The 26,992-nt window shown below is 38.3% G+C and carries 29 protein-coding genes; 17 read left to right on the forward strand and 12 right to left on the reverse strand.

Annotated features, from left to right (window positions below):
• Both dut and coaBC read right to left on the reverse strand, forming a co-directional pair.
• The gene (dut, locus tag AC6H0A_RS00075) at positions 1-456 is read right to left on the reverse strand and encodes a dUTP diphosphatase (protein ID WP_005639967.1); all 456 of its coding nucleotides are present in this window, start codon (positions 454-456) and stop codon (positions 1-3) included.
• Positions 457-503: 47 nt separating this feature from the next.
• Positions 504-1,706: a bifunctional phosphopantothenoylcysteine decarboxylase/phosphopantothenate--cysteine ligase CoaBC gene (coaBC, locus tag AC6H0A_RS00080; protein WP_005639965.1), complete on the reverse strand. Its 1,203-nt coding sequence runs from the start codon at positions 1,704-1,706 to the stop codon at positions 504-506.
• A gap of 163 nt (positions 1,707-1,869) precedes the next feature.
• On the opposite strand from coaBC, the gene radC reads away from it, so the two are divergent.
• From radC to mutM, 4 genes are all read left to right on the forward strand, one after another.
• On the forward strand, positions 1,870-2,535 hold the full coding sequence (gene radC, locus AC6H0A_RS00085) for a RadC family protein (RefSeq protein ID WP_005639963.1): 666 nt from the start codon (positions 1,870-1,872) through the stop codon (positions 2,533-2,535).
• A gap of 213 nt (positions 2,536-2,748) precedes the next feature.
• Positions 2,749-2,985 carry a 50S ribosomal protein L28 gene (rpmB, locus tag AC6H0A_RS00090; RefSeq protein ID WP_005639961.1) on the forward strand — a complete coding sequence of 79 codons (237 nt, stop codon included), beginning with the start codon at positions 2,749-2,751 and terminating at the stop codon, positions 2,983-2,985.
• Between the two features lie 11 nt (positions 2,986-2,996).
• Complete coding sequence (gene rpmG, locus AC6H0A_RS00095; RefSeq protein ID WP_005613503.1) at positions 2,997-3,167, forward strand: 50S ribosomal protein L33; 171 nt, start codon at positions 2,997-2,999, stop codon at positions 3,165-3,167.
• Positions 3,168-3,238: 71 nt separating this feature from the next.
• Positions 3,239-4,054, forward strand: coding sequence for a DNA-formamidopyrimidine glycosylase (gene mutM / locus AC6H0A_RS00100; RefSeq protein ID WP_005639959.1), 816 nt, complete (start codon positions 3,239-3,241; stop codon positions 4,052-4,054).
• 60 nt (positions 4,055-4,114) lie between these two features.
• On the opposite strand, the gene degS is transcribed toward mutM, so the two are convergent.
• The 8 genes from degS to AC6H0A_RS00140 all read right to left on the reverse strand — a co-directional run bounded on the left by degS (position 4,115) and on the right by AC6H0A_RS00140 (position 12,370).
• Positions 4,115-5,137, reverse strand: coding sequence for an outer membrane-stress sensor serine endopeptidase DegS (gene degS, locus AC6H0A_RS00105; protein WP_497512199.1), 1,023 nt, complete (start codon positions 5,135-5,137; stop codon positions 4,115-4,117).
• A complete protein-coding gene (gene ribD / locus AC6H0A_RS00110; protein ID WP_005639955.1) occupies positions 5,138-6,256 on the reverse strand; it encodes a bifunctional diaminohydroxyphosphoribosylaminopyrimidine deaminase/5-amino-6-(5-phosphoribosylamino)uracil reductase RibD in 1,119 nt (372 codons plus the stop codon).
• A 2-nt stretch (positions 6,257-6,258) separates the two neighbouring features.
• Complete coding sequence (nrdR, locus tag AC6H0A_RS00115) at positions 6,259-6,708, reverse strand: transcriptional regulator NrdR (protein ID WP_005639953.1); 450 nt, start codon at positions 6,706-6,708, stop codon at positions 6,259-6,261.
• A 62-nt stretch (positions 6,709-6,770) separates the two neighbouring features.
• On the reverse strand, positions 6,771-10,130 hold the full coding sequence (gene recC, locus AC6H0A_RS00120; RefSeq protein ID WP_005639949.1) for an exodeoxyribonuclease V subunit gamma: 3,360 nt from the start codon (positions 10,128-10,130) through the stop codon (positions 6,771-6,773).
• A gap of 48 nt (positions 10,131-10,178) precedes the next feature.
• Complete coding sequence (locus AC6H0A_RS00125) at positions 10,179-10,466, reverse strand: DUF5374 domain-containing protein (protein WP_044232206.1); 288 nt, start codon at positions 10,464-10,466, stop codon at positions 10,179-10,181.
• A complete protein-coding gene (locus AC6H0A_RS00130) occupies positions 10,459-11,142 on the reverse strand; it encodes a DUF2572 family protein (protein WP_005639946.1) in 684 nt (227 codons plus the stop codon). The genes AC6H0A_RS00125 and AC6H0A_RS00130 overlap by 8 nt, the downstream gene beginning before the upstream one ends.
• Complete coding sequence (locus AC6H0A_RS00135; protein WP_044232203.1) at positions 11,142-11,858, reverse strand: PulJ/GspJ family protein; 717 nt, start codon at positions 11,856-11,858, stop codon at positions 11,142-11,144. The genes AC6H0A_RS00130 and AC6H0A_RS00135 overlap by 1 nt, the downstream gene beginning before the upstream one ends.
• Positions 11,852-12,370: a type II secretion system protein gene (locus AC6H0A_RS00140; protein WP_005639942.1), complete on the reverse strand. Its 519-nt coding sequence runs from the start codon at positions 12,368-12,370 to the stop codon at positions 11,852-11,854. The genes AC6H0A_RS00135 and AC6H0A_RS00140 overlap by 7 nt, the downstream gene beginning before the upstream one ends.
• Before the next feature lie 199 nt (positions 12,371-12,569).
• On the opposite strand from AC6H0A_RS00140, the gene suhB reads away from it, so the two are divergent.
• The 5 genes from suhB (at position 12,570) to AC6H0A_RS00165 (ending at position 18,407) form a co-directional block, all read left to right on the forward strand.
• Positions 12,570-13,373, forward strand: coding sequence for an inositol-1-monophosphatase (suhB, locus tag AC6H0A_RS00145; protein WP_005633301.1), 804 nt, complete (start codon positions 12,570-12,572; stop codon positions 13,371-13,373).
• Positions 13,374-13,616: 243 nt separating this feature from the next.
• On the forward strand, positions 13,617-15,524 hold the full coding sequence (gene nrfE, locus AC6H0A_RS00150) for a heme lyase NrfEFG subunit NrfE (RefSeq protein ID WP_005639940.1): 1,908 nt from the start codon (positions 13,617-13,619) through the stop codon (positions 15,522-15,524).
• Positions 15,524-16,054 (forward strand): DsbE family thiol:disulfide interchange protein, encoded by a 531-nt coding sequence (locus tag AC6H0A_RS00155; protein ID WP_005639938.1) that lies wholly within the window; start codon positions 15,524-15,526, stop codon positions 16,052-16,054. The genes nrfE and AC6H0A_RS00155 overlap by 1 nt, the downstream gene beginning before the upstream one ends.
• Complete coding sequence (gene nrfF, locus AC6H0A_RS00160) at positions 16,051-17,208, forward strand: heme lyase NrfEFG subunit NrfF (RefSeq protein WP_005639937.1); 1,158 nt, start codon at positions 16,051-16,053, stop codon at positions 17,206-17,208. The genes AC6H0A_RS00155 and nrfF overlap by 4 nt, the downstream gene beginning before the upstream one ends.
• The gene (locus AC6H0A_RS00165) at positions 17,205-18,407 is read left to right on the forward strand and encodes a BaiN/RdsA family NAD(P)/FAD-dependent oxidoreductase (protein ID WP_497512203.1); all 1,203 of its coding nucleotides are present in this window, start codon (positions 17,205-17,207) and stop codon (positions 18,405-18,407) included. Before nrfF ends, AC6H0A_RS00165 begins: the two co-directional genes overlap by 4 nt.
• 63 nt (positions 18,408-18,470) lie before the next feature.
• On the opposite strand, the gene bamJ is transcribed toward AC6H0A_RS00165, so the two are convergent.
• Positions 18,471-19,094 (reverse strand): BamJ family beta-barrel-assembly machinery protein, encoded by a 624-nt coding sequence (gene bamJ, locus AC6H0A_RS00170; RefSeq protein ID WP_005639932.1) that lies wholly within the window; start codon positions 19,092-19,094, stop codon positions 18,471-18,473.
• 24 nt (positions 19,095-19,118) lie between these two features.
• The gene (gene asd, locus AC6H0A_RS00175; RefSeq protein WP_179230811.1) at positions 19,119-19,988 is read right to left on the reverse strand and encodes an archaetidylserine decarboxylase; all 870 of its coding nucleotides are present in this window, start codon (positions 19,986-19,988) and stop codon (positions 19,119-19,121) included.
• Between the two features lie 159 nt (positions 19,989-20,147).
• Here asd and yceD point away from each other — a divergent pair, with 159 nt between their 5' ends.
• The 8 genes from yceD (at position 20,148) to AC6H0A_RS00215 (ending at position 26,961) form a co-directional block, all read left to right on the forward strand.
• Complete coding sequence (gene yceD, locus AC6H0A_RS00180) at positions 20,148-20,672, forward strand: 23S rRNA accumulation protein YceD (protein WP_005639928.1); 525 nt, start codon at positions 20,148-20,150, stop codon at positions 20,670-20,672.
• A gap of 22 nt (positions 20,673-20,694) precedes the next feature.
• Complete coding sequence (gene rpmF / locus AC6H0A_RS00185; RefSeq protein ID WP_005544470.1) at positions 20,695-20,865, forward strand: 50S ribosomal protein L32; 171 nt, start codon at positions 20,695-20,697, stop codon at positions 20,863-20,865.
• 21 nt (positions 20,866-20,886) lie between these two features.
• A complete protein-coding gene (gene plsX, locus AC6H0A_RS00190; protein WP_005639926.1) occupies positions 20,887-21,906 on the forward strand; it encodes a phosphate acyltransferase PlsX in 1,020 nt (339 codons plus the stop codon).
• Positions 21,907-21,926: 20 nt separating this feature from the next.
• Positions 21,927-22,877, forward strand: coding sequence for a beta-ketoacyl-ACP synthase III (locus AC6H0A_RS00195; protein WP_497512206.1), 951 nt, complete (start codon positions 21,927-21,929; stop codon positions 22,875-22,877).
• 366 nt (positions 22,878-23,243) lie between these two features.
• Positions 23,244-24,182, forward strand: coding sequence for an ACP S-malonyltransferase (gene fabD, locus AC6H0A_RS00200; RefSeq protein WP_005639922.1), 939 nt, complete (start codon positions 23,244-23,246; stop codon positions 24,180-24,182).
• A gap of 12 nt (positions 24,183-24,194) precedes the next feature.
• The gene (gene fabG / locus AC6H0A_RS00205; protein ID WP_179230809.1) at positions 24,195-24,923 is read left to right on the forward strand and encodes a 3-oxoacyl-ACP reductase FabG; all 729 of its coding nucleotides are present in this window, start codon (positions 24,195-24,197) and stop codon (positions 24,921-24,923) included.
• Positions 24,924-25,195: 272 nt separating this feature from the next.
• A complete protein-coding gene (gene acpP, locus AC6H0A_RS00210; RefSeq protein ID WP_005627318.1) occupies positions 25,196-25,426 on the forward strand; it encodes an acyl carrier protein in 231 nt (76 codons plus the stop codon).
• Between the two features lie 203 nt (positions 25,427-25,629).
• Entirely contained in the window at positions 25,630-26,961 is a 1,332-nt protein-coding gene (locus AC6H0A_RS00215; protein WP_005631480.1) for an anaerobic C4-dicarboxylate transporter, read from the forward strand.
• Positions 26,962-26,992: the final 31 nt, after the last annotated feature.

The following is a 26,992-nucleotide window of genomic DNA, read 5'->3' on the forward strand; positions in this document are numbered from 1 at the left end:
TTATTGTTTACCTGAATGACCGAAACCGCCTTCACCACGTTCGGTTTGTTGAAAATCTTCTACAATATTAAATTCAGCTTGTACTACTGGCACGAAAACAAGTTGAGCAATGCGATCGCCGACTTCAATTTTGAATGGCTCATTTCCACGGTTCCACATTGATACCATTAATGGCCCTTGATAATCGGAGTCAATTAATCCTACAAGGTTTCCTAGCACAATGCCGTGTTTATGGCCAAGACCCGAGCGAGGCAAAATCACTGCAGCTAAATTGGGATCCGCAATATAAATTGATAGGCCCGTTGGAATTAATTTGGTTTCACCTGGTTGAATTTCAAAGCTTTCATCGATTAATGCACGTAAATCAAGACCTGCCGCCCCTTCAGTTGCGTAAGTTGGCAGAGGAAATTCATTTCCAATGCGAGAATCTAAAATTTTTACGTCAATTTTTTTCATGTAATACTCCGTTTGAAACTCATTTTTAGGTAAAAGTGCGGTTGAAATTATAAGGTTTTTTGATAGCGTTCGATAATTTCATTAACTAAATCAGCTGCAAGTTCCACTTTTGATTTTAGCGATAATTTTTTATGACCATTTTTCCAGAAAAGCTGCAAGGCATTTTCATCAGCATTAAAAACTTGTCCGCCAGATACATCGTTGGCACAAATCATATCAAGATTTTTGCGTTCAAGTTTATCTTTTGCATAATCATCAACATTTTGGGTTTCAGCCGCAAATCCAACAGTAAAAGGTCGATGTGTTTTTAAATGTCCTACATCTGAGATAATATCGGGATTTTTAATTAACTTGATAGATATTTCATCGCCAGATTTTTTGATTTTTTGGTCAGTAACTTCAGCTACTCTGTAATCAGCAACTGCCGCACAGCCAATAAAAATTTGATTTTTTACCGCACTTTCAAGAGAAGCTTGCCACATATCTTGTGCGGATATGACATTAATTCGATTTACATTTTTTGGTGTTATTAAATTCACTGGCCCTGAAATCAGCGTGACGTTCGCTCCACGTTTGGCAAATGCTTCAGCAATTGCAAATCCCATTTTTCCTGAACTATGGTTAGAAATATAACGAACAGGATCGATTGCCTCACGCGTTGGGCCTGCTGTAATGGCGATATTTAATCCTTGTAGATCTTGTTTTTGAGAGAAAAAGTCAGAAAGTGCGGTAAAAATTTCTGCTGGTTCTGACATACGCCCTTTCCCCATATCGCCGCAAGCCTGAAAACCACTATTCGGGCCGATAAGCGTAATCCCTCGAGTTTGAAGATCCATTAAATTTTGTTGAGTAATGGATTGGCGATACATCTGCTGATTCATTGCTGGAGCAAGAAAAATTGGCGCATCAGTCGCAAGACAAATTGTTGAAAGTAAATCATTCGCCATGCCTACAGTAAGACGGGCAATAAAGTCTGCACTAGCTGGCGCAATAATAATGGCATCGGCCCATTTGGCAAGCTCAATATGGCCCATTGCCAGTTCTGCTTGTGGATCAAGTAAAGATTGTGCGACAGCATTGCCAGAAATGGCTTGAAGTGTTAAAGGCGTAACAAATTCTGCCGCAGCTGGGGTTAATACTACACGTACTTCGGTTTCTGCTTTGCGTAATAAACGAATCAACTCTATTGTTTTATAGGCCGCAATGCCGCCAGTTATGCCAACTACAATATGCTTTCCGTTTAATTTCATGTTTCAACCTTTGTTAGTGCTTAGCCACAATTCCGTTATTTTACTTTAATTTTATTGAATGCCCAATGTTATTTTTGCGATACATATCGCAGACTTTACATAAGATACTCGTAAAACAAGAAAAGAGCGGTCAAAATTTTTTCTATTTTGCGTTTAATATTTTATGGAAAACAATGATGATTTAATGCCACGGGAAAAATTGCTTAAATTTGGCGTAGAAACGCTCGTTGATTATGAATTGCTGGCAATCTTTTTACGAACTGGCATAAAAGGCTGCCCAGTAATTCAGCTTTCGAAAAATGTCTTATCACATTTTGGTTCCTTACATACGTTACTTTCTGCAGATGAAAAAGCCTTCTGTTCCGTAAAAGGCTTAGGCATTACGCAATTTATTCAACTGCAAGCAATTACGGAAATGACCAAGCGTTATTTAAAGCAAGAGATGTTGAGTACGCCGATTATTAATGATCCTGAAACGGTAAAACTGTTTTTACTCACTGAATTGCAATATGAGGAAAGAGAAGTGTTTATGGTTTTATTTTTGGATAATCAATATCGTCTGATTAAAAAAGAGCGGTTATTTTTAGGTACAATTAATGTATCAGCGGTTTATCCTCGGGAAATAATTAAAGAAGCACTTTATTGTAATGCGGCGGCTTTAATTCTGGCGCATAATCATCCTTCGGGGATAACGGAGCCGAGTTATTCGGATCAGCTTATTACTAAAAAAATTCAGGAATCTGCAGAACTAATGGAAATCAGAGTGCTTGATCATTTAATTGTAGGAAAAAGCGATTGTTATTCTTTCGCGGAGAATTGTTTATTATAAATTTTTATAATATTGACCATTTTTTTACCGATTACATTCAAGATAACCGCATTTATACTTGAGAAATGAAAACAAAGTCAGTATAATTTGCGACCTTTAATATAGTAAGCGGGTCGGATTAGCGCGACCTGACGAGGTAGCAAGCTAGGTTTAACCTGCTTTAAACAATCCGAACCGTAAGCTCGAGCTTATATTTAATTATTGGAGATTATTATGTCTAGAGTTTGTCAAGTAACAGGCAAGCGTCCAGCTGTGGGTAATAACCGCTCACACGCGATGAATGCGACACGTCGTCGTTTTCTTCCAAACCTTCACACTCACCGTTTCTGGGTTGAAAGTGAAAACTGTTTCGTAACCTTACGTTTAACTGCGAAAGGTATGCGTATTATTGATAAAAAAGGCATTGATGCAGTATTAGCTGAAATCCGTGCTCGTGGCGAAAAAATCTAAGGAGCTAAAAAATGGCAGCTAAAGGCGCTCGTGAGAAAATCCGTTTAGTTTCTACTGCAGAGACCGGTCACTTCTACACAACTGATAAAAACAAACGTAATATGCCTGAAAAAATGGAAATCAAAAAATTTGATCCAGTAGTGCGTAAACACGTTATCTATAAAGAAGCAAAAATCAAATAATTTTGCTTATTTAGAAAAAGCCCGACATTGTTCGGGTTTTTTTGTATCACAAATTTATTAAGGAACAAATCATGCCGGAACTTCCCGAAGTTGAAACTGCACTACGTGGTATTAGCCCTTATCTTAAGAATTTTACGATTGAGAAAGTTGTCGTGCGCCAGCCTAAATTGCGCTGGATCGTATCAGAGGAATTGATAACCCTTAAACATGTAAAAATTGTAGATCTCACTCGTCGAGCAAAATATTTGATTATTCACACGGAAAAAGGTTATATCATCGGGCATCTCGGCATGTCAGGTTCGGTGCGAATTGTGCCACAGGATAGCGCAATAGATAAACATGATCATATTGATATTGTGATGAATAATGGCAAATTATTACGTTATAACGATCCTCGTCGTTTCGGTGCATGGTTGTGGACGGAGAATTTAGATGACTTTCATCTTTTCTTAAAGCTAGGGCCTGAACCGCTTTCTGATGAATTTAATGCAGAATATTTATTCAAAAAATCTCGTCAAAAATCAACCGTACTTAAAACCTTCTTGATGGATAACGCTGTGGTGGTGGGCGTTGGTAATATTTATGCGAATGAAAGTTTGTTTATTTGTGGGATTCATCCATTAAAACTCGCTAAAAATTTGACCCGTAATCAATGTATTTCCTTAGCGAATACGATTAAAGATGTATTGAGAAAAGCCATTATTCAAGGTGGAACGACACTTAAAGATTTTTTACAGCCCGATGGTCGCCCAGGTTATTTTGCACAAGAATTATTGGTATATGGCAATAAAGATAAACCTTGCCCAAAGTGCGGTGGAAAAATTGAAAGTTTAGTGATAGGGCAGCGTAATAGTTTCTTTTGCCCGAAATGTCAGAAAATGGGCTAGGGTGAGTTGGTTTTCGATAGAAAAAAAGATGAAAATAGCGGTCATAAACGACCGCTATTTTTAATTTACTGGAAATTCTTCAATGACAACAGGAAGTTGTAAGATTTTGCCTAATCGTAGAATGGTGACGAGAACTTTTGAATTAGGTTTTGTATTTGCGATAATTTGCATCATTTCTTGGGCTGAAATGCCTTCTTGATTATTTAATTTCAAAATGACATCACCTAATTGAATGCCTGCTTTTGCTGCTGGGCTATTCGGGCTTACATCAGTGATGACTATGCCTTCTTCACTACTTGAACTAATGTCGCTTTGCACACCAAAATATCCTCGGATAACACGTCCATTTCGTATAATTTTTTGTAAAACATCATTTGCAATATCCATTGGAATCGCAAAATTTAGTCCTTCTGCGATTTCATTGGCGGTTTTACCAATACTAAGGGTGCTGATTCCAACCAATTCCCCTGCAGAATTAATTAATGCGCCACCTGAGTTGCCACGGTTAATTGAGGCGTCTGTTTGAATGAAGTTTTGTCTGCCAACAGAATCACCTACAGCATTACGTCCCACTGCGCTAATAATACCTTGAGACACGCTTTGTCCTAAGTTGTAGGGATTACCGATTGCTAATACCACATCGCCGACATGAGCTTGACGATTTGAATTTTGTGGAATAGTTGAAAGATTATTTGCACGAATTTTGAGAACAGCGAGATCGGTGAGATTATCTGAACCAACAAGACTAGCTTCAAAAATATTTCCGTTTTGCAACGCTACTACAATTTGATCGGCATTTTGGATAACGTGTTTATTCGTCAGAATATAGCCATCTTTACTCATAATCACGCCAGAACCTAAGTTATTCACTTGTAGCTGATCATTATCATTAATGCTGGCGAAAGAAAATGAGCGGTTATAAACATTCACTACCGCAGGTGAGGCAATACGTACCGCATTTTTGAACGACACAATATCGTCTGAAGTGAAGATATTGCTGTTATTCAGTCTTGGAACCGCAAACAAAATCACGCCCGCAGCAGCCAAGCCCCAAAGTGCGGAATGGAAAAGTTTTTTAAGCATTTAGATTCCTTTCGGTGTGTAAGTTAATTTTATATCGTCACCGATTTGTTCTAATTCATTGAGTTGCCATAATGGTGCATCGGCAAGTTGAGTTAAATTCGGTAATTGGCATAGACCACGAGCATTGTCGCCAAGTAATTTGGGCGCAACGTAAATAATCAATTCATCTACTAATTTCGCATCAATTAAACTACCCGCTAAATTTGCCCCAGTTTCTACCCAAATGGTATTTATTTGTCGTTTTCCCAGTTCTCGCATTAATTCTTTTAGTAAATTTTCTTTTGGAAGAATAATTTGTTCGCAGAAATCAGGAAAGCCTGTTAAATCTCGCGATTTATTAGAAACTAACCAAACGGGAGAATGCGTTAAAAAAAGTTTATGAGTCGGCTGGATGCGATGTTGTGAATCTAAAATGACTCGCACAGGCTGGCGAAGATCTTCTTTTTTATATTCTGTTTTAAGATTTTCAGGAAATTCGTCCCAGCGTACATTAAGGCTTGGATCATCTGCAAGTACTGTCGCAGAAGTAGATAAAAGTGCGGATGATTTTGCTCGCATTTTTTGTACGTCCGAACGAGCATCAGGGCCCGTAATCCATTTACTTTCTCCACTTGCCATTGCTGTTCGTCCATCTAAACTCATTGCAAGTTTGAGTTGAACAAAAGGCATACCTTGACGCATTCGTTTTAAAAAGCCTTTATTTATTTTTTCTGCTCGATCGTTCAATAAATTCACCGCACTTTCGATGCCTGCATCAGACAACATTTTCAAGCCTTTTCCTGCGACTTGGGGATTCGGATCTTGCATCGCGGCAATGACTTTTATTACACCAGCCTCGATTAATCCTAATGCACAAGGCGGTGTGCGACCATAATGAGAGCAGGGCTCTAAGGTGACGTAAGCTGTTGCACCTTTGGCATTTTCGCCAGCTTGAGCTAAGGCAACACGTTCAGCATGAGGTTGCCCCGCTTTAAAATGAAAGCCTTCTCCCACCATTTTACCATTTTTTACCAATACGCATCCCACCGATGGATTCGGTGTGGTGGTATATTGTCCTTTGGCGGCTAAATCCAAGGCGCGTTGCATAAATTTTCGATCTTGTGCGGAAAATTCGCTCATTGTTAATCCTTTAAGCTTTCAATTTCTTTGGTGAATTGATTAATATTATCAAAACTCAAATAGACCGATGCAAAACGAATATAAGCCACTTTATCGAGTTTTTTTAACTCATTCATCGCGAGTTTTCCAACCAGTTTACTTAGTACTTCACGTTCACCCGTCGCACGTAATTGAAAAATTATATGGTTAATTGCTTGTTCAACGTCATCCGCACTTACAGGGCGTTTTTCTAATGCGTGCTGAATACCACTGCGTAATTTATCTTCATTGAACGGCTCTCGAGTGCCGTCAGTTTTAATAATTTTTGGTACGATTAATTCGGCTGTTTCAAAGGTAGTAAAACGCTCATGACAATGACCGCACTCACGACGGCGACGAACTTGATAGCCATCCGATACCAAACGGCTATCAATTACCTTGGTTTCTTCTGTAAAACAAAATGGACAGCGCATAGACAATTCTCCGTAAAAAGGGCGGTTATCTTAGCAAAAAATCGGTTCTTTGACGATTAGCTTTATGCTTTTCTTGTCTTCTTTTGTACGAATAATAAGCCAAACCAATCTTTTGTTTGTTTTAATAATTTTTCAATATTTTCAGGTTGTTTAAATCTTGAGGTCTGCGCTAATACGCGTGACCAATATGGATCGGCTTTTGCCCCGAAACCATTACTTTCAGTTAATTCCTGAAGTTTTTCAGAAACAGAATTTTCATCACTCACAATAAAATCACTTATATTTCTTACTGTTGGCACCAATTGAATTTCTATTTGGCTTTGTAAATAATCTTTTATGTAAGTTTTTAATTGAGAGAGAGCAGTTTCACGCTCAATAGGCGGTAATTCGATAACTTGATCTTGCGTAATTAATTTGGGTGGCACCGCATTTTCTTGTGTGACACATTGAATCAAATAATAAATCCAAGGACGGATACAATAGCGATCTTTGTATTTCGCAAAATGCCATTGAATCACCTGTGAATCATCGCCAAATAAAGGCTCCATATAACCAAATAGACGAATTTCTTGATTTTCATTGTGCCAATTTACGGATAGATTGAAATCGACGGAAGCATGTTTGGTTTCGCCAAGATCTGCTATTTTCTTTTTAAATTCCAAAACATTGTCTCGAATATTTTCAGCATAAACTTTTCCAAATTCGGCTAGAGGTAACACGCCTTTTACTTCTGCTTGTCTAAAATAATCAGCAAAATTTTGTTCATCAAGATAGATTAAGTCATTATTGAGCGAGTAATTATCTAACCCACTTAAGGTGAAATTTTCACTGTCGGCAATACGATCATCTTCATCACGGAAATAGACACCGAGTTGTTTTTCAAAGAAAAATTTCACAGGGTTTTCAACAAAGCTGACTAAACGATCCAGTTCAATTTCTTCTATTTTTTCTGGGTTTTCTGTCATAGTGACGGCAAATTCTGAATTGCTAGCTGTTGCGTCAAATTGTGCTATTGGCAACCATTTTGTTGCAAAAGAGCGGGTAAATTTCTCGTTATATTTGAAATTATCTGGGCTAAATGCCGTCATGGGATGCTCAATCACCGTAAGGGGATTTTCGCTTTGCCCTTGATTAATATAATCTAAGAGTTGGCTTACCAATACAGAAGGTTCTTTCGGTTGATTATCAGTGATGGAACGGCCAACATAGCTGATATAGCAATAATTACGTGCTGCCAATAAGGCTTCTAAGAACAAATAGCGATCATCATCACGGCGCACACGGTCGCCTTTTTGATAGTGATATTGCATTAAATCAAAACTGTTTGGTGTCTGTGTTCTTGGGTAATCCGCATCATTCATTCCAAGTAAACAAACCACTTTGAATGGCACAGAACGCATTGGTAATAAGGTGCAGAAGTTTACTTTTCCTGCAAGGAATTTGAGGCTATTTGGTGAATCTTCTAATTTTATTGTGATGACATCGGCAATCACATCTGCTTGTAATTCTTCAGTAAAATGGAGCATTTTTAGATTCTCAGCGAATTCATTAATTTTCTCTTGAATATAGAAAATCGTGTCGCTTGTGTCTTCATTTTGCACGAAGAAATCTGATAAAAGTGCGGTTAAAATTTCTTGCCATTTTTTGATGGAATGTGCTTGTTGCAGCGTTTCATGCAACGCTGAAAGTGCGGTGAAAAAGTGAGATAAATTTCCAGCAAGTTCACCCTTTAAGCTATAGCTGCTGTTTAACCCTATGCTATCTTGCCAAATGCCGTGTTCTTCACGCATTGCATAGCCTAAAATCATTCGTTCTAATCCAGCTTGCCAAGAATTGAAATTGATGCCATCTTGATTTTTTTGCAAACCGAAACGAATCCCCGAATCCTCCACCCATTCTCGCACTAATGGTAAATCAGCAAGAGAAATATTAAATCGTTCTCGCATCGCAGGAATATCCAACAGTGCTAAGACGTCCTCTGCACTAAAATTGCTTTCTTTTAAGCGTAATAAAGTTAAGTAACTTGAGACCAACACATCGCTTTCTGAAAGTTTATTATCCGAAAGTGAAAATGGAATTTGTGCTGCATACCCATTTTTTTGCCCAAAAACAGCCGGAATATAAGGTGTGTATTGGTTTATATCTGCCACCATAACAACCACATCTTTTGGCGTAAGGTTAGGATCTTGATTAAATAAATCTAGTAAATAATCGTGCAATACTTCTACTTCCCGCATAGCACTGTGGCAAGAATGTAGGGTTAAAGTGCAGTCATTTTTTGTGATATTTAACGGTTTATTTTCTAAATGCAGAATTTGAGACTGTAATTGTCCAAGTAAACTATTCGATTCAATTTCTTGATAAGCATTGACGGGATAAGTTGGAATATGTTCTTCATCTCGCACCAAGGTGTAAAGGAAATCTCGCCCCATTTTTCCCCAAGCTGCCAGTAATGGATTGCCTACTTGAAGGTTTTCTTTTTGATAAGTGACATCAAACTGAGCGTTTTCTAGTTGAGAAAGTTGATTCTCGGAAAAGAGCGGTTGATTTTCATCTTGTTTATTGAATTGATAACGCTTGCGAGAACGCAAATAATCAAGGCGTAAATCGCTAATATCTCCCCAATACTCTTGGCATGGATTATTAAAAAATAAATGAATATCCACTTCAGAGGACATGGCTTGCAAAATATTGAGATAAGCAGTCGGAAGCGCTGGAATACCAAAAATAAATATGCGTGAAGGTAATTTTTTCGGTGCTTTTTTATCGGCAAGCAAGGCTAAGAATTGATTATGCAAAGCCGCTCGATGTGTGGTATCACCAACCTCTGATTTAACATCGACGACCAATGCACGCCATAACTCACCTTGCCATTTTGTATTGCCTTGAATTTGCTTAAACAAAGTATTGTTTAGGTTCGGTTGTTGTTTTTGTATTTGAGCAGTGATTTGTTCATCTTCGCCTTTTTCCCAAGCAAAAATCCATTCTGGTCGATAAACTAAATATTGGTCAAATAAATCGGCAATTTTGCTGCTAAGTTGATAAAGTTTGTATTGTTCAGAATGAGGTGACGATGCTAAATAATTGCGTAAAGGTGAAAAACTTTCTTTCTCGAGAAAAGTCGGGATTAAGCGCATTAAACGCCATGTCATTGAATCTTTATCAAAAGGGTTTTCCAATGCCGTTGCGGGTAAATTTTGAGCATAAAGTTGCCAAATAAAACTTGCCGGCATAGGAAATTTTAGGTTTGCTGAAATGCCTATTTCTTTCGCTAATTCAATTTGCAGCCATTGTGCCATCCCCGGGCTTTGCACCAAGATAATATCTTGCTGAAAAGGATCTTCAGGCGGTAAAGATTTGAATAAAGAAGAAAGAATTTCTTTTTGTTTTTCAAGCTGATTGGAATAATAAACAATGAACACAATGGCAACCTTTTGTGATGATTTAATCTAGAAAAAGACAATGCCATTCTACTGAGTTTTTATCGAAATTTCACCCATAGGATAACGCACAATGATGCGTTCGTTTTGACATTGAACATGAAAAGTTAAACTATTTTGTTGTATTAATTGTTCACAAGCTAATCCTAAAAATTGGTGTTGAGCTTGATTCTCTGCAATCTGTATCGCCTGAAAATCTTGATAAGTTTTCATCGCACTTTTTCTTTGGCTTGCCGTCCATTGATTGAACGCAATAAATAAAACGCTAAATAAAGCTAAAGAAAATAATAGGGTAGTGAGCGACATGCCTTTATTCATCTGGAACATTAAAATCACTCCAACTTTTTTCTGCCAGCTGCCATTGACTATATTGTTGCACTAAGGCTGTGACGACAGATTTTCCATAGGCTAAAGTCACCCCATCTAAAGTTAAATGCCCATTGGTGAGTACTGCGCCACTAATCCGTCCTTTGCCTGTTAGTTTTAAATCTCCCTCTGCAATTAATACAGCAGACACAGTGCCATTAATTTCAATTTCCGCTTGTGAATCTGAAAACCAATAAAGTTTGGGTGTTTTATTCGCGTTTAAAATTTGGGGCGGGGAAGAAAAGAGCGGTCTAAAATCGGTGAGTTTTTCTGTGTGAATAAAATCTTTCAATGCACCCTGATTATCGCCTCTTGTGGGCGATTTTTTAAATAGACTCATTCTTTCACACCAAAGAAAATATTGAATTGCATCGGTGGCGCCATCAAGCGTGATGCTGATTTGCTTTACACTTTCATTATTATTTAACGGTAAATCAAGGCAGGCGGTTTGTTTTTTCTCCTCTGTTATTTTTTGCAGTTGTAATGTTCTTTCTACATAGTATTTTCGTTGATTTTGTTGTGCACGAAAAAAACTTAAATGGCTGTCATCCAACAATAAGATTACGGTTAATAAACCTGAAATAAAAATCAGAATAGTCAGCGTGATAATGCCTTTGTGTGTAGCCATTATTTTTGATTCCAGAGCGCAACGATAAGGGATGTTTCATAACTGATGTTTGGAGTTTGTTTTAAATTTCCTTTTAGCTTGATTTCTAATCCTTTGCCTTCAATTAACCAATTAAATTGTAGGGTAGTGACTTCGTATTCATTGTTATCTAATAAATCTGTCCAACCGCCCCCAGCGTTACAAGCGGTTTGTTGAAAAGCTCGTTTACAAGTTTCTGCTGTACAATTAGTAGGAATAACACTTTGATAAGTCAGTTTGGTTTTTATCATTTTGTTACTCACTTTATAACCGAATAATTCTTCTGTACTGTTTTTGGATGTATTTTTCCCATTTTTCATACAGGTTTTCGGTGAATCTTTTCCAATACAGCCATTTTTATTTAAATCATAAAAGAACAACACGCAGCTATTAAGTGGGGCGTTATCTTCTTGACTAATGAAAATGGCTGAGCCTTGTTCATCTAATTCAAATAAAGATAAATTGCTTTCTGTTCCTTTTGTATTTAATGCTCGAAATCCTAATCTTCGAAGATCTTTACCGATTAGCTGTAATGTTCGTTGTAATTCTGCTTGTAGTTTTAAATGCAATAACATGTGCTGATTTTGCGTTTGTATTTGCACATAAAAATGTGAAATGCTTAGCAATAATAAAGATGATAATGCCAGAGAAATCATCAGTGCTAATAGGGTTTGTCCTTTTAATAATGTTTTCATGATTGATTGCATGCACTAGTCGCTTGATTGGTTTTCAAACGAATACTGCCAACATTGAAAAATGAAAATAATGTATGTTCATTTTCTGCTTGTAGAATAAAGCAACGAGTAACACTGGTATTACGAGCACCATAAAACCGCGTTATTTCTTTGGGATAAATATAATGGCTTTGAATCATCGTTTTTTTAGGAAAATAAGGATAGTAAAAATGACCATAGGCCTCTTTCGGGCAGTTTGTTGGGTTGAAACAATCACAAGTTTGATCGTTTTTTACTTGTGCCGTTAAGCACCATTGCTGTGTCGCAAGGTTACGATTGATAAGTAAAAACCACACTTCCGATGAATTTTCTGCCCGAGCCTGAATTTGGCGTAGAAATAAATATAGGCGATGTTGCTCTTTGGCTAAAATCGTTTTAGGTGAATCCGTTTGCCATAATGGCACGGCAAAACTCAGCGCAATGCTGATAATTGCTAGTCCAATCAATAATTCCACTAATGTCACACCTTTCTGCATAAAACACTCCAATTTTCTACCGCACTTTAATGGTAAATAATTAATGGAAAAATCACTTCATACTATTTTTGCGATCTGTATCGCAAAGTTTTCCTGAAAACCTATAAAAACCATTGTTTTATGATTTTTAACTGGTTATTTTGGCAAATCTCGCTATAATGGCACGGAATTTTTCTGTTCTTTAAAATCTGGTGGATATATGAATCCAATGTTAAATATCGCAATTCGTGCGGCACGAAAAGCGGGCAATGTGATTGCTAAAAATTATGAACGCCGTGATGCTATCGAAAGCACACAAAAAGGTATTAATGATTATGTGACAAACGTTGATAAAGCGGCAGAAGCAGAAATCATTGAAATTATTCGTAAATCTTATCCTGACCACACCATCATCAGCGAAGAAACGGGTGCGCTTGAAGGCAAAGATAGTGATGTACAATGGGTGATTGATCCACTAGATGGTACCCGTAATTTTATGACGGGCCTTCCTCATTTTGCCGTGTCTATCGCAATTCGTGTAAAAAATCGCACTGAAGTCGGGGTTGTTTATGATCCAATCCGTAATGAATTATTTACCGCTGTGCGTGGTGAAGGCGCAAAATTAAACGAAGTACGTTTGCGTGTAGATAGTAAACGTGAAATTCAAGGTTCAATTTTAGCGACCGGTTTCCCATTCAAACAACCAAAATTAATGCCAACTCAATTTGCAATGATGAATGCCTTAATTGAAGATGCCGCGGATTTCCGTCGTACTGGTTCTGCAGCATTGGATTTATGCTATGTGGCGTCAAACCGTATTGATGGTTATTTTGAAATGGGCTTAAAAGCATGGGATTGTGCTGCTGGCGATTTAATCGTGCGTGAAGCGGGTGGTTTAGTCTGTGATTTTGATGCAGGTAACGGCTACTTACGCAGCGGCAATATTATCGCCGCACCATCACGCGTAATAAAAGAAATGTTAAATAAAATCCGCCCTTGTTTAGGTGCTGAATTTAATAATTAATTCTTTGATAACTAGAATAGCGCCAATAATAGGGCGCTATTTTTTTGTGAAAAATCTACCGTACAAATCATATTTATCCTATTGAGGTGAATCACAAACTGCGTGCAAAATTTAGGATTTTCGGTAGAATTCGGGTGAGAAAAATGCACTTTAATTCGGATTTAAAATTGGCGTGTGTTTTTTAATTAGTAAATAACTCGTCAATGGACGAATCTGAACCTCAACGAAGAAAACGACGACATTATGCTCCCAGAACTTGGCTTTTTCCTTCTTTTGCTCGCAACAGCTAGCGCATTTTTTCTTGCGTTAGTACCTCAATTTGGGTTATTCAAAAAAAATTCGACTTTAATTAATGCCGCTTGGCCGCTTAGTTATATTTTTACCCTTGCGACGACATTCTCAATTGGCTTGCTTGCTTATTCTTTTGCGATGGATGACTTCACTCTTGAATATGTAGCGGCACATTCTAATTCCCAATTACCTACATTTTTTAAAGTGGCTGCCACTTGGGGCGGGCATGAAGGTTCAATGTTGTTTTGGTTATTTTCATTGAGTTTATGGCTTGCTACTTTTGCTTTTTTTAATCGAAAAAATGACCGCACTTTTTCCTCTCAATCCTTATCTTTATTGGGATTGATTTGCTTTGGCTTTGCGGTGTTTATTTTATTTTACTCCAATCCATTTGGACGCATTTTCCCTGCACCGGCAGAAGGGCGCGATCTTAATCCAATGTTGCAAGATGTGGGATTAATTTTCCATCCACCATTGTTATATGTTGGCTATGTGGGCTTTGCAGTGAATTTTGCAATGAGTTTGAGTGCGTTGATTTATAACCAGTCAGCACGACAAATTGCACGTTCAATGCGTGGCTGGGTGTTGTTTTCTTGGTTATTTTTAACCATTGGCATTGTGCTTGGTGCGTGGTGGGCTTATTACGAACTCGGCTGGGGCGGTTGGTGGTTCTGGGATCCCGTAGAAAATGCGTCTTTAATGCCTTGGTTGCTTGGCTTGGCGTTATTACACAGTTTAATGGCGACGGAAAAACAAGGGGTATTTAGTTATTGGACAACGCTTTTTTCTTTGCTTGCTTTTGCCTTTAGCGTATTAGGCACGTTTATTGTTCGTTCTGGTGCACTCACTTCTGTGCACGCTTTTGCATTGGATAACACGCGCGGTTATGTGTTGTTATTAATTTTCTTTGTTTTGACGGTGTTAGCCTTTGGATTATTCGCTTTACGAGCGGGCAGTTCATCAGAAAGTGCGGTGAAATTTCAGTTCGTTTCTAAATCTGGCGGCATTTTATTGCTGAATATTTTGCTGACCATTGCCACTGTTTCCACCTTTTTAGGCACCTTTTACCCGATGTTATTCCAAGCGATGAATTGGGGCTCAATTTCGGTGGGAAGTCCTTATTTTAATAGTATTTTCTTCCCAATTATTACAGCGATTTTAATCCTAATGGTGATTTCCCTGACCATTCGTTGGATGCAATTTGATCGCAGATTATTGATACGTTGCGTATGGTTGCTTATTCCGTCTTTGATTCTTGCCGGCTTGATGATTTGGCAACAGCTACGCCATAATTCTGCGTTGAATTTTTACGCTTTCGCTTTTGTGTTATTAACTCTTGCGATTTGGCTTTTATTCGTCACTTTATGGCAAAATTGGCGACAAATTCGTTTGTCTCAATTTGGTATGATTTTAGCGCATTGTGGCGTGGCGATTGTGACTATTGGTGCGGTAATGAGCGGTTATTTTGGCAGTGAAATTGGTGTGCGTTTAGCACCGCAACAAAGTCAAACGCTGGGGCAATATGAATTTCATTATCGCCAATTTTCTAATGAAATTGGGCCAAATTTTACGGCAGAAGTCGCCTTTTTTGATGTAACTGAAAATGGCAAGCCTTATGCAGAAATTATCCCAGAGCGCCGTTATTACGATGTACGAACAATGACAATGAGTGAAGTGGGGCTTGATGGCGGTTTCTGGGGCGATTTATATATTGTGATGGGCGATTCTCTCGGCAAAGGAGAATTTACTTTCCGCTTACACTATAAACCACTGATTCGTTGGCTTTGGGCTGGCGGTATTTTAATGGCGTTTGGCGCACTTTGTAGCGTCTTCGGATTACGCAGAAAACAGGAAAAATAATGAACAAAAAACTTATCTTTTTTGCACCGCTCTTTGTACTTTTAGGTGTGTGTGTATTATTAATTGCTGGGTTAAATCAAGATCCGAAAAAAATTGCGTCGGCTTTAATTGATAAACCTGTGCCAGAATTTTATCAGGCTAACTTACTCGAATCTTCACAAATCGTAAGCCAGAAAGAGTTTCCTAAACAGCCATTTTTATTAAATGTGTGGGGCAGTTGGTGTGGTTATTGCAAGGAAGAACATCCTTTGTTAATTGAGATTGCAAAAACGTTGCCTATTGTGGGCGTGGATTATCGCGATAATCCTCAAAATGGCATTGAAATGCTTAAGCGAATGGGCAATCCTTTCGTCTTCACCATTGATGATAGCCAGGGTGAATTTGGATTAAAATTAGGCGTGGATGGCGCGCCAGAAACTTATCTTGTGGATGAAAATGGTGTGATTCGTTATCGTCATTCTGGTTTACTGGATAAAGAAACTTGGCAAACAGTATTTCTGCCAAAAATTGAAGCATTGAAGAACAAATGAAAAGCATATTAGATATTTTTACTCGTGGTTTTATTCAGGTTCAAAAAACAGTCTTTTTTGCGACCACACTTTTATTCGCATTTTCCTTGTTCTCCCAAGCGAAAATAGTGGATACCTATCAATTTCAAAATCAAGATGATCGTACTCGCGCCGTAGAGTTGGCAAAATCTTTGCGATGCCCGCAATGTCAAAACCAAAATTTAGTGGAATCTAATTCTCCTATCGCTTATGACTTGCGTCTTGAAGTGTACAAAATGGTAGATGAGGGCAAAAGCAATCAGCAAATTATCGATCAAATGACGGCTAGATTTGGTGATTTTGTGAACTATAAACCGCCATTCAAATGGAATACGGCGTTATTGTGGCTGTTGCCAGTCGCTCTTTTAATTTTAGCTGCCGCATTGCTTTATTTCTCAAATAGAAAAAAATCTGCGCTATCTTCAGTCGAGCAGGGAAGTGCGTTGGAAAAAGAACAGAGATATTTTTCTGTTAATGCTGAGTCTCATTCGGATCCTAAGTTAAATGAACAAAAGACTTATTTTTTCGGGAAAACTAATCACAAACTTTCTTTTGTGATTTTCTTTTTATTAATTGCTAGTCCAACCGCTTATTATTTTTCCCTAGATCGTTTTAGTCGTGTTCAACAAGGCGAGCAATCGATGATTGAGCAACATAATCAAAATGTTGAAATGAATGATGAACACAAAAATGAAAATGTGATTGAGAAGATCCAAAATAAGCTGCGAACTGATCCGAATAATGCGGAAACTTGGCTTCAACTTGGGGAGGCCTATGTGCAGAATAATGAATTTGATAGTGCGCTTATTGCTTATTCTAACGCGGAAAAAATATCAGGCAGTAAACCTAATATTTTAGGCTTGGCAGCCACCGCACTTTATTATCAAGCAGGTCAGCAAATGACCCCAAAAGTAGAACAACTTTTGAATGAAGCTCTGGCAAAAGATAAAAATGAAGTATCTAGCCTTTCTTTGTTGGCGACCATTGCCTTAGAAAATCGTCAATATCCACAAGCCAGTGCGTATTTACAGCAATTATTAGATTCTGGTAATGCGGCAGTGGATCGTCGTTCTGTTATTCAACGAATGAAGATGTTGGATTTTTTACAACGTGGTGAAAAAGGGCAAAATCCGTGAGCCAATATTCTGAAAACATTATTATTGGTGTAGGGGCAGCAGGATTATTTTGTGCCGCACTGTTGGCTAAGTTAGGCAAGTCGGTGACAGTTTTCGACAACGGCAAAAAAATCGGACGTAAGATTTTGATGTCGGGCGGTGGGTTTTGTAATTTCACCAATTTAGAGGTTACGCCCGCTCATTATCTTTCGCAAAATCCTCATTTCGTCAAATCGGCACTAGCTCGTTATACCAACTGGGATTTTATTTCTTTAGTAGCGGAGCAGGGGATTGCTTATCACGAAAAGGAATTAGGGCAATTATTTTGCGATGATGGCGCAGAACAGATTGTTGAAATGCTGAAATCTGAATGCGATAAATATGGTGCTAAGATTTTATTGCGTAGCGAAGTTTCTCAAGTTGAACGGATTCAAAATAATGAAAAAGTGCGTTTTGTTTTACAGTTAAATTCAACTCAATGGCAATGTAAAAATTTGATTGTTGCCACAGGTGGGCTTTCTATGCCAGGGCTTGGCGCTACACCATTTGGCTATCAAATTGCAGAACAATTTGGTATTCCTGTTATTCCTCCACGCGCCAGTTTGGTGCCTTTTACGTATCGAGAAACAGATAAATTTTTAACCGCACTTTCAGGTATTAGTTTGCCAGTCACGATCACGGCACAGTGCGGAAAATCTTTTCATAACCAGCTTTTGTTTACTCATCGTGGTATTTCAGGCCCTGCGGTGTTGCAAATTTCCAATTATTGGCAGCCAACTGAGTCTGTAGAAATCGATTTATTACCGAACCACAATGTGGAAGAGGAAATTAATCAAGCAAAACAACATTCATCAAAACAAATGTTGAAAACCATTTTGGTTCGATTACTTCCGAAAAAATTGGTCGAGCTTTGGATTGAACAAGGCATTGTGCAAGATGAAGTTATCGCTAACATCAGTAAAGTGCGGGTAAAAAATCTAGTGGATTTTATTCATCGCTGGGAATTTACTCCAAATGGCACGGAAGGCTATCGTACGGCAGAAGTGACAATGGGCGGGGTGGATACTAAAGTAATTTCTTCTAAAACAATGGAAAGCAACCAAGTCAGCGGCTTGTATTTTATTGGTGAAGTATTGGATGTGACGGGCTGGCTCGGTGGTTATAATTTCCAATGGGCATGGAGTTCAGCTTATGCTTGTGCGATGGCGATTGCGGAATAGGACAGAGGACTTATCGGATTATTGGTTTAGGAGGATAAAAATATCCTCCTTTTTTATTTTAGATTAAAGAATATCTAATAATTCTACTTCAAATACGAGTGTTGAGAATGGCGAAATTGATGCGCCTGCGCCGCGTTCACCGTAAGCAAGTTCGTGTGGAATAGTGAGTTTCCATTTAGAACCAACAGGCATCATTTGTAATGCTTCAACCCAACCACGGATTACACCATTTACAGGGAATTCAGCTGGTGTGCCACGAGCCACAGAGCTGTCGAATACGGTGCCATCTGGTAATGTACCTGTGTAGTGTACACGCACTTTATCTATTGCGGATGGTTTTGCACCATTGCCTTCAGTTATGATTTCGTATTGCAAACCGCTGTCGGTTACGTTTACGCCCGCTTTTTTCGCATTTTCTTCTAAGAATTTTTTGCCTTCTTCTTCAATGGCTTTAAATTGTGTTTGTTGTGCTTCTGCTGCTTGTTGTTGAAGTGCTTGAACCGAATGCATTAACTCATTGATGTCTAATGCTGGCTGATTATGATTTAATGCGTCAAAAATACCTTTCGTTACAGCTTCAACGGTGATTTCCATTTGGCTATCGGCTAATTGTTGTCCAATTTGTAAACCAATACCGTAGCTACCTTTTTCAGAAATGCTTTCTAATTTTACTTGTTCAAAATTCATTTGATGTTTTCCTTTCGTTAAAAATTATTTTTTATATGCCAAGATTTCGCCCATGTGAACAGGTTCGTTGACGCTTAAATGATCAGCTAAACGGACTTGATTTGCTTGGAATAAATTAACCACAGTCGAGCCAAGTTGGAACCAACCCATTTCTTGACCTTTCAATAATTTGACCGCACTTTCGCCTTCATAAGTCCAAGTTTTCACTTCGTTGTGGCGTGGTGGATTAATTACGCCCGCCCAAGTTGTGCCAATACTTGCAGTGATTGTTGCGCCGACTAAAATTTGTACCATTGTGCCAAATTCAGTATCAAATACACAAATCACACGTTCATTACGCGCAAATAAATTTGGTACATGTTGGGCTAAAAATGGGTTTACAGAGAACAAATCACCTGGCACATAAATCATTTTGCGTAGCGTACCATCGCACGGCATATGTACTCGGTGATAATCACGAGGAGAAAGATAAGTGGTAGCAAATTCACCATTTTTGAAGGTTTCCACTAATTCTTTATCTTCTGCCAGTAAGTCTTCTAGGCTGAAAAAATGCCCTTTTGCTTGCAATAAAAGATTATCGTCAATATGACCGCACTCGCTAATGCGACCATCAGCAGGTAAACAAAGTGCGGTAGGATTTTGATTAATTGGACGCGCGTTTTCTTTTAACGGACGAATAAAAAATTCATTAAAACTTGTGTAATCAGAAAATTGTTCTTTTTGCGCTATGCTCATATCAATGTTGTATTTTTTCGCAAAAGCTTTAATTACAACATGGGTTAGTACACCCCATTTTTGTTTAGCAAACCAGCCTGCAATTTGAGTTAAATAAATTTGCGGCATGACATATTGAAATGCCACTTTTAAGCGTTGCCAATAAGAATTTGAAGTCATCATTATCTTTCCTTGTTAAAAAAAGAGGCGTGATTATAGCAATTTTTGTTATAGTTCCAACCTTTTTAGTTACTGGATAATTTCCTTTATTGAGTTATCCAATAAAAAATGTGATTTCCCTTTGACTATCTTCGCAACAACAGGTAATATTCACGCCCTATGCAAAAGGTAAAACTACCCCTAACCGTTGATCCAGTAAAAGATGCTCAAAGACGGCTTGATTATGTTGGCTATTATGCTGCTAATCGGCTTGAGCGTTTGGCGGAATCAGTGGTAAACGTGCTCGGCGATGCACAGGTAACATTATTGTTTTATATTGATCCACAAAAATTAGTGGTGATGAAAGGCAAAGTGCAAGTTGATGTTGAATTAGAATGTCAGCGTTGTAACGAACCTTACAAACAAACATTGGAATGTGAGTTTACTTATAGTCCAGTGGCTAATTGGGATCAAGCTGATGTATTGCCGGAAATTTATGAGCCAATCGAGTTCAATGAGTTTGGCGAAATAGATTTAATTGGCACGGTGGAAGATGAGCTAATTTTAGCTTTGCCACCTGTACCAATGCATTCATCTGAACACTGTGAAGTGTCCGCGCAGGAACAGGTTTTTGGCGAATTGCCTGACGAATTGGCAAAAAAACCGAACCCGTTCGCTGTATTAGCTAATTTAAAGCAAAAGTAAATTAAATTTAGGAGTATGGCCAATGGCTGTTCAACAAAATAAAAAATCTCGTTCACGTCGTGACATGCGTCGTTCACACGATGCGTTAACTACTGCTGCAGTATCAGTGGATAAAGCAAGCGGTGAAACTCACTTACGCCACCATGTAACTGCAGACGGTTACTACCGTGGTCGTAAAGTGATCAATAAGTAATTTTTACTTATAGGTATTCACTTGACTCGTCTAACCTTGGCGTTAGATGTGATGGGCGGGGACATTGGTCCCCGTGTTACTGTCCCTGCCTCTATTTTAGCATTGGAAAATGATCCTGAGCTTTCTTTAATCCTCTTTGGTGATAGTCAACAAATTTCTCCTCTTCTCAATAACTGTTCTCAATCAATTTTAGAACGAATACAAGTTCAACATTGCTCAAGTGTTATCGAAAATAATCAAGGCATATCTTATGCATTGCGTCATAGTAAAGGTACATCAATGCGTTTAGCATTGGAATCTGTACAACGTGGCGAAGCGCAAGGTTGTGTAAGTGCGGGCAATACAGCTGCATTAATGGGATTATCGAAGATTTTATTACAGCCTTTACAAGGCATTGCACGCCCTGCATTGATTTCTTTGATTCCTACCATTGATGGTGAAAAATCAGTGATGTTAGATCTTGGTGCAAATATTGAGTGTAGTGCGGAAAATCTTTATCAATTTGCTATAATGGGCGCGATTTTTGCTGAAGCTCGACTTAATTTGGTGTATCCGAGAATTGGATTATTGAATATTGGTATTGAAGAAATTAAAGGCCATCAATCTATTCGTGATGTCGCTAATTTACTGCAAAAATCAACCGCACTTAATTATGTCGGATTTATCGAAGGTGACGTTTTACTGAATGGAAAAGCCGACGTGATTGTGAGTGATGGATTTGCAGGCAATATAGCGTTGAAAACCTTAGAAGGGGCGGTGAGAAATTTGTTATCTCTGTTTAAAGATAAAGCGAATTCACGTTTTATAAAGCCTATTCTTGCTTGGCTTTTTCGCTTTGTATTTAAACAAAGCTATAAACGCTTGAAACGAATTAATCCTGATGAATATAATGGCGCATCACTTATTGGCTTAAAAGCTGTGGTGGTAAAAAGCCACGGTAGCGCAAATGTGAATGCTTTTGCTCATGCTATTGCTGATGCCGCTTTTCAAGCTCGCCAGCAACTTCCAGAAAAAATATTGGCTGGGCTTGCTCGTTATTAATGACTTAATTTTTATTTATTATGAATAGCAGAATTTTATCTACTGGTAGTTATTTACCAAGCTACATCCGCACAAATGCAGAATTGGAAAGAATCGTTGATACATCAGATGAATGGATTGTCACTCGTTCCGGTATTCGTGAGCGTCGTATCGCAGCGGCAGATGAAACTGTTGCAACAATGGGATTTGAAGCAGCAAAAAATGCAATAGAAGCTGCTCAAATTAATCCTCAAGATATTGAACTGATTATTGTTGCAACTACAAGTCACTCACACGCTTATCCAAGTGCGGCTTGCCAAGTGCAAGGTTTATTAAATATCGATGATGCGGTTTCTTTTGATTTGGCAGCCGCTTGTACAGGCTTTGTCTATGCATTGAGCGTGGCAGATCAATTTATTCGTGCCAGCAAGGTGAAAAAAGCCTTAGTGATAGGCTCAGATCTCAATTCTCGTAAATTAGATGAAACTGATCGCAGCACCGTTGTGCTATTTGGTGATGGTGCGGGAGCGGTCATTCTTGAAGCGAGTGAACAAGAAGGAATTATCTCCACCCATTTACATGCTTCAGCAGATAAAAATAATGCGCTTGTTTTAGCTCAGCCAGAACGTGGTGTAGAAAAATCTGGCTATATTGAAATGCAAGGTAACGAAACATTCAAATTGGCAGTTCGTGAACTTTCAAATGTGGTGGAAGAGACACTTTTAGCAAATAATTTGGATAAAAAAGATTTAGACTGGCTTGTGCCACACCAAGCAAATTTACGTATTATTACAGCGACAGCTAAAAAATTAGAAATGGATATGTCGCAAGTGGTGGTCACGTTAGATAAATATGCTAACAACAGTGCCGCTACTGTGCCTGTTGCTTTAGATGAGGCCGTTCGAGATGGCCGTATTCAACGTGGGCAGTTACTATTATTAGAAGCCTTTGGCGGTGGTTGGACTTGGGGTTCAGCGTTAGTACGCTTCTAATTAATTTGTTAGAATAGGTAAGTAATTTAAAAAGTGCGGTTAATTTTGAATTCATTTTAAGAACAAAAAATATTTTGAGTTTTGACCTCACTTTAAATCGGAGAAAGAACAAATTGGGTTCCCTTCTTTTCCACCTTTGTAGAATTGAATTTGTAGGAAATTTTCGTCTGTTTGAGCGTAGCGAGTTCAGAAAATTTCCGTTAAGCAAATTCAATGGAACAAAAGGAATAAGGAAAAGGAGGGGCGCTTTTCTTTTTGCTTACTTTTTCTTTGGCGAGGCAAAGAAAAAGTAAGTCGCCATCGGCGAAACCCGATTTTAATTATCGAAGAAGAATTCTCAATTAAAAAACAATAGGACAAAACATAATGAAAAAATTCGCAATGGTCTTCCCAGGTCAAGGCTCCCAAACTGTCGGTATGCTTGCTGATCTTGCCACTGAATATCCAATCGTTACTGAAACATTTAAACAAGCATCTGATGCGCTTGGTTATGATTTATGGTATCTTGTTCAACAAGGTCCTGCTGAAGAACTTAATAAAACATGGCAAACTCAGCCCGCACTTTTGGCCGCTTCAGTAGCTATTTATCGCGTATGGCAAGAAAAATTTCCTCAATTAAAACCAGAAGTAATGGCAGGCCATAGCTTAGGTGAGTATTCTGCGTTAGTTTGTGCTGGCGTGTTGGATTTCCAAGATGCGATTAAATTAGTGGAATTGCGCGGAAAATTAATGCAACAAGCTGTGCCTGAAGGCACTGGCACAATGTATGCAATTATTGGTTTGGATAATGAAGCGATTATTAATGCTTGTAAACAAGCAGAAGAAGGTGAAGTTGTATCAGCGGTGAATTTTAACTCACCAGGCCAAGTAGTTATCTCTGGCACGAAAGCTGCAGTTGAGCGTGCGGCGGCATTATGTAAAGAAGCAGGCGCTAAGCGCGCATTGTCATTAGCCGTGAGCGTACCTTCTCACTGTGCCTTGATGAAACCAGCAGCCGAGCAATTAGCGGTAACACTTGAGAATATTCAAATTAATTCACCAACAACATCGGTATTAAATAACGTTGATGTGAAAGCTGAAACTAAAGGTGCAAAAATTCGTACCGCACTTGTTCGTCAGTTATATAGCCCAGTTCGTTGGACTGAAACAGTTGAAAAAATGGCGCAAGATGGTGTTCTAGCGCTTGTTGAAGTGGGGCCAGGTAAAGTATTAAATGGTTTAACTAAACGCATTGTGGGTGATTTACAAGCTATATCAGTAAATGATGTTGTATCATTCAATGCTGTAGAAGAATTTTTAGCGTAAAAGGAAGAAAAAATGCAAGGTAAAATTGCTTTAGTGACAGGGGCTACTCGTGGTATCGGTCGTGCGATTGCAGAAGAACTTAGTTCAAAAGGTGTGTTTGTAATTGGTACCGCAACATCTGAAAAAGGTGCAGAGGCAATTTCTGCATATTTAGGAGATAAAGGTAAAGGTTTAGTTTTAAACGTAACGGATAAAGAATCTATTGAAACTTTACTTGAACAAATAAAAAATGATTTTGGCGATATTGATATTCTCGTGAATAACGCAGGTATTACTCGCGATAATTTATTGATGCGTATGAAAGATGATGAGTGGTTTGATATTATGCAAACTAACTTAACTTCGGTGTATCATCTTTCTAAAGCTATGTTACGTTCAATGATGAAAAAACGTTTTGGTCGTATTATCAATATTGGTTCAGTGGTTGGTTCAATGGGTAATCCAGGACAAACTAACTATTGTGCGGCAAAAGCGGGTGTGATTGGTTTCTCTAAATCTTTAGCGAAAGAAGTGGCTGCACGTGGCATTACTGTAAATGTGGTTGCACCTGGTTTTATTGCAACGGATATGACAGAAGTCCTTACTGATGAACAAAAAGCGGGTATTTTATCTAATGTTCCAGCAGGTCGTTTAGGCGAAGCTAAAGATATTGCTAAAGCCGTTACTTTCTTAGCTTCTGATGATGCGGCTTACATTACAGGCACAACGTTGCATGTAAATGGTGGTTTATATATGAGCTAATGCTGAAAATCAGCATTTTTCTTTATTTGGACTTGAGTGGCGTTCTAAACACAAAATCATAGCCAAATATTTTAGATAATGTTAGAATCCCATTCGCAGTGTAGCTTGGTTACGCCTTGAGCGTATGCAAAGGTACGTAACTATTTTTAATGTGTGTATTCAGATTGCCCATTTTGTGGTGCGACCAGCCTATAAAATAGTTGCAAGTTGATAAAAAATACATACACTAACCTCTCTTTTATGAGTTAAAACCAACAAAATAGGAAAAACAAATGAGTATTGAAGAACGCGTGAAAAAAATCATCGTTGAACAATTAGGTGTTAAAGAAGAAGATGTTAAATCTGAAGCTTCTTTCGTTGAAGATTTAGGTGCGGACTCTTTAGACACAGTTGAATTAGTAATGGCTTTAGAAGAAGAATTCGATATCGAAATTCCAGATGAAGAAGCTGAAAAAATCACAACTGTTCAATCTGCGATTGACTACGTGCAAAACAATCAATAATTTCAAGTTGGGCGACTTTTTAAGTCGCCTAATTTTTTCAAAAATTTCTTTCTAACATCACCGCACTTTTCTCTTATTCCTGCATTGTAAAATTGATCTGAATTACCTTTTAATTCAATTCTTGCTCTAAAATTTAAAAAATATCTAGTTTTATTCCTCAAAAAGGGTATTATTTTTACAGTTTTTTTATTTTTGAGGTACTTATGCTTTATTTAGAATTCTTATTCTTATTATTAATGCTTTATATGGGAAGCCGTTACGGTGGTATTGGATTAGGTGTTGTTTCTGGTATCGGTCTTGCCATCGAAGTTTTCGTATTCCGTATGCCGGTGGGGAAAGCACCGATTGATGTAATGCTCATCATTCTTGCAGTAGTGACTTGTGCATCCGTGCTTGAAGCTGCAGGCGGTTTGAAATTTATGTTACAAATTGCCGAACGCATTCTCCGTAAAAATCCAAAACGTGTAACTTTACTAGGCCCATTGGTCGTGTATTTATTAACGTTTATGCTTGGTACAGGTCACTCTGTTTACACAATTATGCCAATCATCGGTGATGTTGCATTGAAAAACAAAATCCGTCCAGAGCGCCCAATGGCTGCGTCTTCCGTAGCGTCTCAATTAGCCATCACATCTAGTCCACTCTCTGCAGCTGTTGTTTTCTATCTAGGTAAAATTACTGCAATGCCTGGTTTTGAGCATATTAGTTTGTTAGATATTATTTGTGTAACAGTTCCTGCAACTTTAGCGGGTACGATAGCGCTTTCTTTATATAGTATGCGTCGTGGTAAAGAGTTAGAACAAGATCCTGAATATCAACGTCGCTTACAAGATCCAGTATGGCGTGAACGTATTTTAAATACCACAAGCACAACATTGAATGAAGCCCTTCCACAAGGTGCTAAAAAATCAGTTTATTTGTTCTTATTAGCATTGGTGGTGATTGTTGCAATTGCGATGATTCCTGAAATTCGTACTATCGGTAGCGGAAAAGCGATTTCCATGTCGCTAATCATCCAAATGATGATGCTTTGTTTCGGTGGTGTGATTTTACTCGCAACGAAAACAAATCCTCAAATCGTGCCAAATGGCGTGGTATTTAAGTCCGGTATGGTGGCAGCGATTGCGATTTATGGTATTGCTTGGATGAGCGATACTTACTTCCAATATGCAATGCCAGAATTTAAAGCTGCGATTACTGATATGGTTCAAACTTATCCTTGGACATTTGCCTTGGCATTATTTGCAGTTTCTGTCGTAATTAACAGCCAAGCTGCGACTGCAGTCATGTTATTACCTGTTGGTATTGGTTTAGGCATTCCTGCACCAATCTTGGTTGGTTTAATGCCAGCAACTTATGCTTATTTCTTTATTCCAAATTATCCATCAGACATTGCAACAGTAAACTTTGACGTAACGGGTACAACGAAAATTGGTAAATATTATTTTAACCACAGTTTCATGGTGCCAGGTTTAATTGGGGTTGTTGTTGCTTGCTTGGTTGGTGTTTCTGTGGCGGAATTAGTGATTCGCTAATTTACACACAAACTAAATCCTTTTAATATAA

It is taken from the genome of Haemophilus sp. THUN1692, assembly GCF_059704395.1.

Coding starts and splice junctions, on each gene's coding strand:
- fabG (WP_179230809.1), top strand. CDS start 24,195: ATGCAAGGTAAAATTGCTTTAGTGACAGGGGCTACTCGTGGTATCGGT.
- AC6H0A_RS00195 (WP_497512206.1), top strand. CDS start 21,927: ATGAATAGCAGAATTTTATCTACTGGTAGTTATTTACCAAGCTACATC.
- ribD (WP_005639955.1), bottom strand. CDS start 6,256: ATGAGCGAATTTTCCGCACAAGATCGAAAATTTATGCAACGCGCCTTG.
- yceD (WP_005639928.1), top strand. CDS start 20,148: ATGCAAAAGGTAAAACTACCCCTAACCGTTGATCCAGTAAAAGATGCT.
- nrfE (WP_005639940.1), top strand. CDS start 13,617: ATGCTCCCAGAACTTGGCTTTTTCCTTCTTTTGCTCGCAACAGCTAGC.
- AC6H0A_RS00130 (WP_005639946.1), bottom strand. CDS start 11,142: ATGGCTACACACAAAGGCATTATCACGCTGACTATTCTGATTTTTATT.
- nrdR (WP_005639953.1), bottom strand. CDS start 6,708: ATGCGCTGTCCATTTTGTTTTACAGAAGAAACCAAGGTAATTGATAGC.
- radC (WP_005639963.1), top strand. CDS start 1,870: ATGGAAAACAATGATGATTTAATGCCACGGGAAAAATTGCTTAAATTT.
- AC6H0A_RS00155 (WP_005639938.1), top strand. CDS start 15,524: ATGAACAAAAAACTTATCTTTTTTGCACCGCTCTTTGTACTTTTAGGT.
- asd (WP_179230811.1), bottom strand. CDS start 19,988: ATGACTTCAAATTCTTATTGGCAACGCTTAAAAGTGGCATTTCAATAT.
- AC6H0A_RS00140 (WP_005639942.1), bottom strand. CDS start 12,370: ATGCAGAAAGGTGTGACATTAGTGGAATTATTGATTGGACTAGCAATT.
- suhB (WP_005633301.1), top strand. CDS start 12,570: ATGAATCCAATGTTAAATATCGCAATTCGTGCGGCACGAAAAGCGGGC.
- dut (WP_005639967.1), bottom strand. CDS start 456: ATGAAAAAAATTGACGTAAAAATTTTAGATTCTCGCATTGGAAATGAA.
- AC6H0A_RS00125 (WP_044232206.1), bottom strand. CDS start 10,466: ATGAATAAAGGCATGTCGCTCACTACCCTATTATTTTCTTTAGCTTTA.
- rpmB (WP_005639961.1), top strand. CDS start 2,749: ATGTCTAGAGTTTGTCAAGTAACAGGCAAGCGTCCAGCTGTGGGTAAT.
- mutM (WP_005639959.1), top strand. CDS start 3,239: ATGCCGGAACTTCCCGAAGTTGAAACTGCACTACGTGGTATTAGCCCT.
- fabD (WP_005639922.1), top strand. CDS start 23,244: ATGAAAAAATTCGCAATGGTCTTCCCAGGTCAAGGCTCCCAAACTGTC.
- AC6H0A_RS00215 (WP_005631480.1), top strand. CDS start 25,630: ATGCTTTATTTAGAATTCTTATTCTTATTATTAATGCTTTATATGGGA.
- acpP (WP_005627318.1), top strand. CDS start 25,196: ATGAGTATTGAAGAACGCGTGAAAAAAATCATCGTTGAACAATTAGGT.
- degS (WP_497512199.1), bottom strand. CDS start 5,137: ATGCTTAAAAAACTTTTCCATTCCGCACTTTGGGGCTTGGCTGCTGCG.
- nrfF (WP_005639937.1), top strand. CDS start 16,051: ATGAAAAGCATATTAGATATTTTTACTCGTGGTTTTATTCAGGTTCAA.
- rpmG (WP_005613503.1), top strand. CDS start 2,997: ATGGCAGCTAAAGGCGCTCGTGAGAAAATCCGTTTAGTTTCTACTGCA.
- rpmF (WP_005544470.1), top strand. CDS start 20,695: ATGGCTGTTCAACAAAATAAAAAATCTCGTTCACGTCGTGACATGCGT.
- bamJ (WP_005639932.1), bottom strand. CDS start 19,094: ATGAATTTTGAACAAGTAAAATTAGAAAGCATTTCTGAAAAAGGTAGC.
- coaBC (WP_005639965.1), bottom strand. CDS start 1,706: ATGAAATTAAACGGAAAGCATATTGTAGTTGGCATAACTGGCGGCATT.